5 protein-coding genes are annotated in these 6624 nt (G+C 63.2%); 4 read left to right on the top strand and 1 reads right to left on the bottom strand.

Features of this window, described 5'->3' with window-relative positions:
• The coding region (gene tuf / locus ACP15W_RS21055) for an elongation factor Tu (protein WP_424934813.1) at positions 1-1130 on the bottom strand (1130 nt) is incomplete at its 3' end.
• A gap of 1314 nt (positions 1131-2444) precedes the next feature.
• Here tuf (ACP15W_RS21055) and rpsL point away from each other — a divergent pair.
• The 4 genes from rpsL to tuf (ACP15W_RS21035) form a co-directional block, all read left to right on the top strand.
• Positions 2445-2816, top strand: a complete 372-nt coding sequence (gene rpsL / locus ACP15W_RS21050) for a 30S ribosomal protein S12 (RefSeq protein ID WP_111432137.1) — start codon at positions 2445-2447, stop codon at positions 2814-2816.
• Positions 2817-2828: 12 nt separating this feature from the next.
• Positions 2829-3299: a 30S ribosomal protein S7 gene (rpsG, locus tag ACP15W_RS21045; RefSeq protein WP_424934815.1), complete on the top strand. Its 471-nt coding sequence runs from the start codon at positions 2829-2831 to the stop codon at positions 3297-3299.
• 24 nt (positions 3300-3323) lie between these two features.
• Positions 3324-5447, top strand: a complete 2124-nt coding sequence (gene fusA / locus ACP15W_RS21040) for an elongation factor G (protein ID WP_424934814.1) — start codon at positions 3324-3326, stop codon at positions 5445-5447.
• A gap of 47 nt (positions 5448-5494) precedes the next feature.
• On the top strand, positions 5495-6624 hold a 1130-nt coding region (gene tuf / locus ACP15W_RS21035), incomplete at its 3' end, for an elongation factor Tu (protein WP_424934813.1).

Below are 6624 nucleotides of genomic sequence, written 5' to 3'. Positions count from 1 at the left end.
CCTTCACGGATAGCGAAGCGGAGCTTCTCTTCCATGGCGATGGGCGCGATCAGCTGGACGTTGAACTTCAGGTTGTCGCCCGGCATCACCATTTCGGTGCCTTCGGGCAGCTGGACCGTGCCGGTCACGTCCGTGGTACGGAAGTAGAACTGCGGACGGTAGTTGGCGAAGAACGGCGTGTGACGGCCACCTTCTTCCTTGGTGAGGATGTAGGCTTCGGCTTCGAAGTCGGTGTGCGGCGTGACCGAACCGGGCTTCGAGAGAACCTGGCCGCGCTCGATGCCTTCACGCTCCACGCCGCGCAGCAGCAGACCGACGTTGTCGCCGGCTTCGCCCTGGTCGAGCAGCTTGCGGAACATTTCCACACCGGTGCAGGTGGTCTTCTTCGAATCGCGGATGCCGACGATCTCGATCTCGTCGCCGACCTTCACGATGCCGCGCTCGATACGGCCGGTGGCAACCGTGCCGCGACCGGAGATCGAGAACACGTCCTCGACCGGCATCAGGAACGGCTGGTCGACCGGACGCTCGGGCGTCGGGATGTATTCGTCGACGGCGGCCATCAGCTCGGCGATCTTGTCCTTGCCGATCGCGTCGTCACGATCTTCGAGGGCGGCGAGAGCCGAGCCCGCGATGATCGGGATGTCGTCGCCCGGGAAGTCGTAGGACGACAGCAGTTCGCGGACTTCCATCTCGACGAGCTCGAGAAGCTCCTCGTCGTCGACCTGGTCGACCTTGTTGAGGAACACGACGAGCGCGGGCACACCGACCTGACGGGCGAGCAGGATGTGCTCACGGGTCTGCGGCATCGGGCCGTCGGCCGCGTTCACCACCAGGATCGCGCCGTCCATCTGCGCGGCACCGGTGATCATGTTCTTCACGTAGTCGGCGTGGCCGGGGCAGTCGACGTGGGCGTAGTGACGGCCTTCGGTCTCATACTCGACGTGCGCGGTCGAGATCGTGATGCCGCGGGCCTTCTCTTCCGGGGCCGCGTCGATCTGGTCATAGGCCTTGAACTCGCCGAACTGCTTCGTGATCGCAGCCGTCAGCGTCGTCTTGCCGTGGTCGACGTGACCGATCGTGCCGATGTTGCAATGCGGCTTCGTGCGCTCAAACTTTGCCTTCGCCATGGTCCCTTGTATCCCAGGTGTGAGGGGGGCGGTGAGGCCCCGGTTAAGTGCGCGCCCGGATAGAGGTATTCCGGCCGAAAGGCAAGCGCCTTGCTCGCGGGCCGCCGTGCGCCGGGGCCGGATTTGCACCGCGGTCGGATTAAGGAAGGGTTAAGCCGGGCAGGGCGCAAGGCAGGCCGAGCGCGCGAACGCCTTCAGACATGGGCTTCGGCGCGATTCGGAGCCGCCCGGGCAAATGCATATTCCATGCAGACTTCATGCATATTTCATGCAGACGATTTTGCGCACCCGTGACCGGCGGGTTAACAGGGGGCGGTTTTCGCCGAGTCCGCAAAACCGGCCAGTATGGGGCTGGCCCGTGCCCGTTGCGTGGAAGACGGGAGCCGCGCGCCCTGGCCGAACGATACACGCCGGGATCATGTCGAGGCTGCGGATTGTGTTCTGAGCGGGGGGGGGCTGGTCGCAATTCGGGAGAGGCCTCTGTGGAGAGCAGGCCCAAGGCGCGCCTCTTATCTGAATTGGCGTCACGCCCCGGCGTCGATCTTGCGGGGGCTCGATCCGACTTGGGGTAGCGGCGTCCGGGTTAGGAGACATTGGCACGGGACAAGCCGAAGGCACCGTGCCTGCGACGGCCCGACCGGACGGGTCGGCGCATCGTTGACGCAGGGGCATCGTGCAGGTCCAGGCAATGTCGTCACCATCAATTTCGTCGAACAGACGGCTTTGCGCCAACCCCCGGCCCGTCGCCGGCCCGGTCGATCGAGGTGCTCGCCTCACGGGTTCCCTCGGGCGGGAGCACCCTTGCGCGCGCACTATATAGTCACCCTGCATGGTCAGCCAACGCATTGCGGTGATACCGAGCGGGTCGCGCAAGCGCCTTGCGGGCTGCCGCCTTCGATTTCCCGCGGCCGATGCCCCTTGCCATGCGTGCCATGCGGTGAAAGAAGCATTTCCGGCGCCAGCGATTCCCCTCAGCGTGACAACGTGGCGGGGATCGGAGCTGAAGGATCTCGTTTCTCGATCGTTTTGTGTTTTATTCCAGTGATTTACGGCGAAACTCCAAAAACGCCGAGGAATGCTCAGTAATGAGTTGACAAGACTTCGGCCCCGGCCTAGGTTCCGCGCGCTCTGGAGGGCAACACGCCTTCCGCTTTGAAGCCACAACTTGGCGGTCATGACTCAGGCCATGTGCCTCAGTCCTCTGGAATTCAGCCGCGACGGATCCACGGGGTCCGGGCGCGGCTCTTTCGGCATTGTGCGTCTGGCGTGCGATGCTTTTGACATTTGAACGGTGTAGACGGGGTTGATACTCGAATGCCAACGATCCAGCAGCTGATCCGCCATCCGCGGCAGCCGAAAGTGAAGCGCCAGAAGTCGATGCATCTGCAGGCATGCCCGCAGAAGCGCGGCGTCTGCACGCGTGTATATACGACGACACCGAAGAAACCGAACTCGGCTATGCGCAAGGTTGCGAAGGTGCGGCTGACGAACGGCTTCGAGGTGATCAGCTACATTCCGGGCGAAAGCCACAACCTTCAGGAGCACTCGGTGGTCCTGATTCGCGGCGGTCGTGTGAAGGACCTTCCGGGTGTGCGTTACCACATCCTGCGCGGCGTCCTCGATACCCAGGGCGTCAAGAACCGTAAGCAGCGCCGGTCGAAGTACGGCGCCAAGCGGCCGAAATAAGGAGAGCGCGAGATGTCGCGACGTCACAGTGCAGAGAAGCGCGAGATCCTGCCGGACGCCAAGTTCGGCGACCGCGTTCTCTCGAAGTTCATGAACAACCTCATGTACGACGGCAAGAAGTCCGTTGCCGAGAGCATCGTCTACGGGGCGCTTGACCGCGTCGAGAAGAAGATGCATCGCGCGCCGGTGGAAGTGTTCCACGAAGCGCTCGACAACGTGAAGCCCTCGGTCGAGGTGCGGTCCCGCCGTGTGGGTGGTGCAACCTACCAGGTGCCGGTCGAGGTTCGCCCCGAGCGTCGCGAGGCGCTGGCAATCCGCTGGCTGATCAAGGCATCCCGTGCCCGCAACGAGCACACGATGGAAGAGCGCCTCGCAGGCGAGCTTCTCGATGCGGCCAACTCGCGCGGCGCAGCCGTGAAGAAGCGCGAAGACACCCACAAGATGGCCGACGCCAACAAAGCGTTCAGCCATTACCGCTGGTAACCAGAGAGTTTCAGGAGCCCCACGATGGCCCGCGATTATCCCCTCGAAAGATACCGCAACTTCGGGATCATGGCGCATATTGACGCCGGAAAGACCACGACCACGGAGCGGATTCTGTTCTACACCGGCCGGTCTCACAAGATCGGTGAGGTTCATGATGGCGCGGCCACCATGGACTGGATGGAGCAGGAGCAGGAGCGGGGCATCACCATCACCTCGGCTGCGACGACCACGTTCTGGCAGCGCCAGGACGATCCGACCGCCGAAGGCACCTCGGACACGAAGTACCGCTTCAACATCATCGACACGCCCGGCCACGTCGACTTCACCATCGAAGTCGAGCGTTCGCTGGCTGTGCTCGACGGCGCTGTCTGCGTTCTGGACGCCAATGCCGGTGTCGAGCCGCAGACCGAGACCGTGTGGCGTCAGGCTGACCGCTACAAGGTTCCGCGCATCGTGTTCGTCAACAAGATGGACAAGATCGGCGCGGACTTCTTCAACTGCGTCGAGATGATCCGTGACCGGACCGGTGCGGTTCCGTGCCCGATCCAGATGCCGATCGGTGCCGAGACCGAACTGGAAGGTCACATCGACCTCCTGACCATGGAAGAGTGGACCTGGAAGGGCGAGGACCTCGGCGCGAGCTGGACCCGTCAGCCGATCCGTGCCGAACTGGCCGACAAGGCCGCCGAGATGCGGGCCGAGATGATCGAGATCGCCGTCGAGATGGACGACGATGTCATGGAAGCCTACCTCGAGGGTGAAGAGCCGGACGTTCCCACGCTCCGTCGCCTGCTCCGCAAGGGCACGCTCGAGATGAAGTTCGTCCCGGTGCTTGGTGGTTCCGCGTTCAAGAACAAGGGCGTTCAGCCCATGCTCAACGCCGTGATCGACTACCTCCCGTCGCCGCTGGACGTGCCGGACTACATGGGCTTCCTTCCCGACGACGAGACGGAAACCCGCAACGTTCGCCGGTCCGCCGATGACGATCAGCCGTTCTCCGCGCTTGCGTTCAAGATCATGAACGACCCGTTCGTGGGCTCGCTGACCTTTACCCGCATCTACTCGGGCAAGATCACGAAGGGCGACCAGCTGCTCAACTCCACGAAGGGCAAGCAGGAACGCGTCGGGCGCATGATGATGATGCACTCGAACAACCGCGAAGAGATCGATGAGGCCTTTGCCGGCGACATCATCGCGCTTGCCGGTCTGAAGGACACCACCACGGGTGACACGCTTTGCGACAAGGCAAAGCCGGTCGTGATGGAAACGATGACCTTCCCGGACCCGGTGATCGAGATCGCCGTCGAGCCGAAGACGAAGAACGACCAGGAGAAGATGTCCCAGGGTCTGCAGCGTCTTGCAGCCGAGGATCCGTCCTTCCGCGTCGAGACCGATCTCGAGAGCGGCCAGACGATCATGAAGGGCATGGGCGAGCTTCACCTCGACATTCTCGTCGATCGTCTGAAGCGCGAGTTCAAGGTCGAGGCGAACATCGGTGCGCCGCAGGTGGCTTACCGCGAGACGATCAGCCGTGAGGCCGAGATCGACTACACCCACAAGAAGCAGTCGGGTGGTTCGGGTCAGTTCGCGCGCGTAAAGCTGGTCATCACGCCGACCGAGCCGGGCGAAGGCTACAGCTTCGAGAGCAAGATCGTCGGTGGATCGGTTCCGAAGGAATACATCCCCGGTGTCGAGAAGGGCATCCAGTCGGTGATGGACTCCGGTCCGCTCGCGGGCTTCCCCGTGATCGACTTCAAGGTCGCGCTGATCGACGGTGCCTACCACGACGTGGACTCGAGCGTTCTCGCCTTCGAGATCGCATCGCGGGCTGCCATGCGGGACGGTCTGAAGAAGGCCGGCGCGAAGCTGCTCGAGCCGATCATGAAGGTCGAGGTGGTGACGCCCGAGGAATATACCGGTGGCATCATCGGCGACCTCACGTCCCGTCGCGGCCAGGTCCAGGGTCAGGACACCCGCGGCAACGCGATCGCGATCACCGCGATGGTGCCGCTGGCGAACATGTTCGGCTACATCAACACGCTGCGGTCCATGTCTTCGGGTCGGGCCCAGTTCACGATGCAGTTCGACCACTACGATGCGGTTCCGCAGAACATTTCGGACGAGATCCAGGCGAAATACGCCTGAGCAGGATAACGGGCGCGAAGCGCCTCTGAGATTGAAGGAGAGCCACCATGGCGAAGGCAAAGTTTGAGCGCACGAAGCCGCATTGCAACATCGGCACGATCGGTCACGTCGACCACGGCAAGACGACGCTGACGGCTGCGATCACGAAGCAGTTCGGCGAGTTCAAGGCCTATGACCAGATCGACGCGGCCCCGGAAGAGAAGGCCCGCGGCATCACGATCTCGACCGCGCACGTCGAGTATGAGACCGAAGGCCGTCACTACGCCCACGTCGACTGCCCCGGCCACGCCGACTACGTGAAGAACATGATCACCGGTGCCGCGCAGATGGACGGCGCGATCCTGGTGGTGAACGCGGCCGACGGCCCGATGCCGCAGACCCGTGAGCACATCCTGCTCGCCCGTCAGGTCGGTGTGCCCGCGCTCGTCGTGTTCCTCAACAAGGTCGACCAGGTCGACGACGAGGAGCTTCTCGAGCTCGTCGAGATGGAAGTCCGCGAACTGCTGTCGTCCTACGACTTCCCGGGCGACGACATCCCGATCATCGCGGGCTCGGCTCTCGCCGCCCTCGAAGATCGTGACGACGCGATCGGCAAGGACAAGATCGCCGAGCTGATGGCCGCCGTCGACGAATACATCCCGACGCCCGAGCGTCCGGTCGACCAGCCGTTCCTGATGCCGGTCGAGGACGTGTTCTCGATCTCCGGTCGCGGCACGGTTGCCACCGGCCGTATCGAGCGCGGCATCGTGAAGGTCGGCGACGAGATCGAGATCGTCGGCATCCGCGATTCGAAGAAGACCACCTGCACCGGTGTGGAAATGTTCCGCAAGCTGCTCGACCAGGGCGAAGCCGGCGACAACGTCGGTCTGCTGCTGCGCGGCGTGGAGCGTGAAGGCATCGAGCGCGGCCAGGTTCTCTCGAAGCCCGGTTCGGTCACGCCGCACACCGACTTCGAAGCCGAAGCCTACATCCTCACCAAGGAAGAAGGTGGCCGTCACACGCCGTTCTTCGCCAACTACCGTCCGCAGTTCTACTTCCGTACCACGGACGTGACCGGCACGGTCCAGCTGCCCGAAGGCACCGAAATGGTGATGCCGGGCGACAACCTGAAGTTCAACGTCCAGCTGATCGCGCCCATCGCCATGGAAGAGAAGCTCCGCTTCGCTATCCGTGAAGG

Source organism: Amaricoccus macauensis, from assembly GCF_049800915.1.
Taxonomy (GTDB): Bacteria; Pseudomonadota; Alphaproteobacteria; order Rhodobacterales; family Rhodobacteraceae; genus Amaricoccus; species Amaricoccus macauensis_A.
Note: the sequence above shows the minus strand (reverse complement) of the source record. Positions and strands in the feature narration are given on the sequence as shown.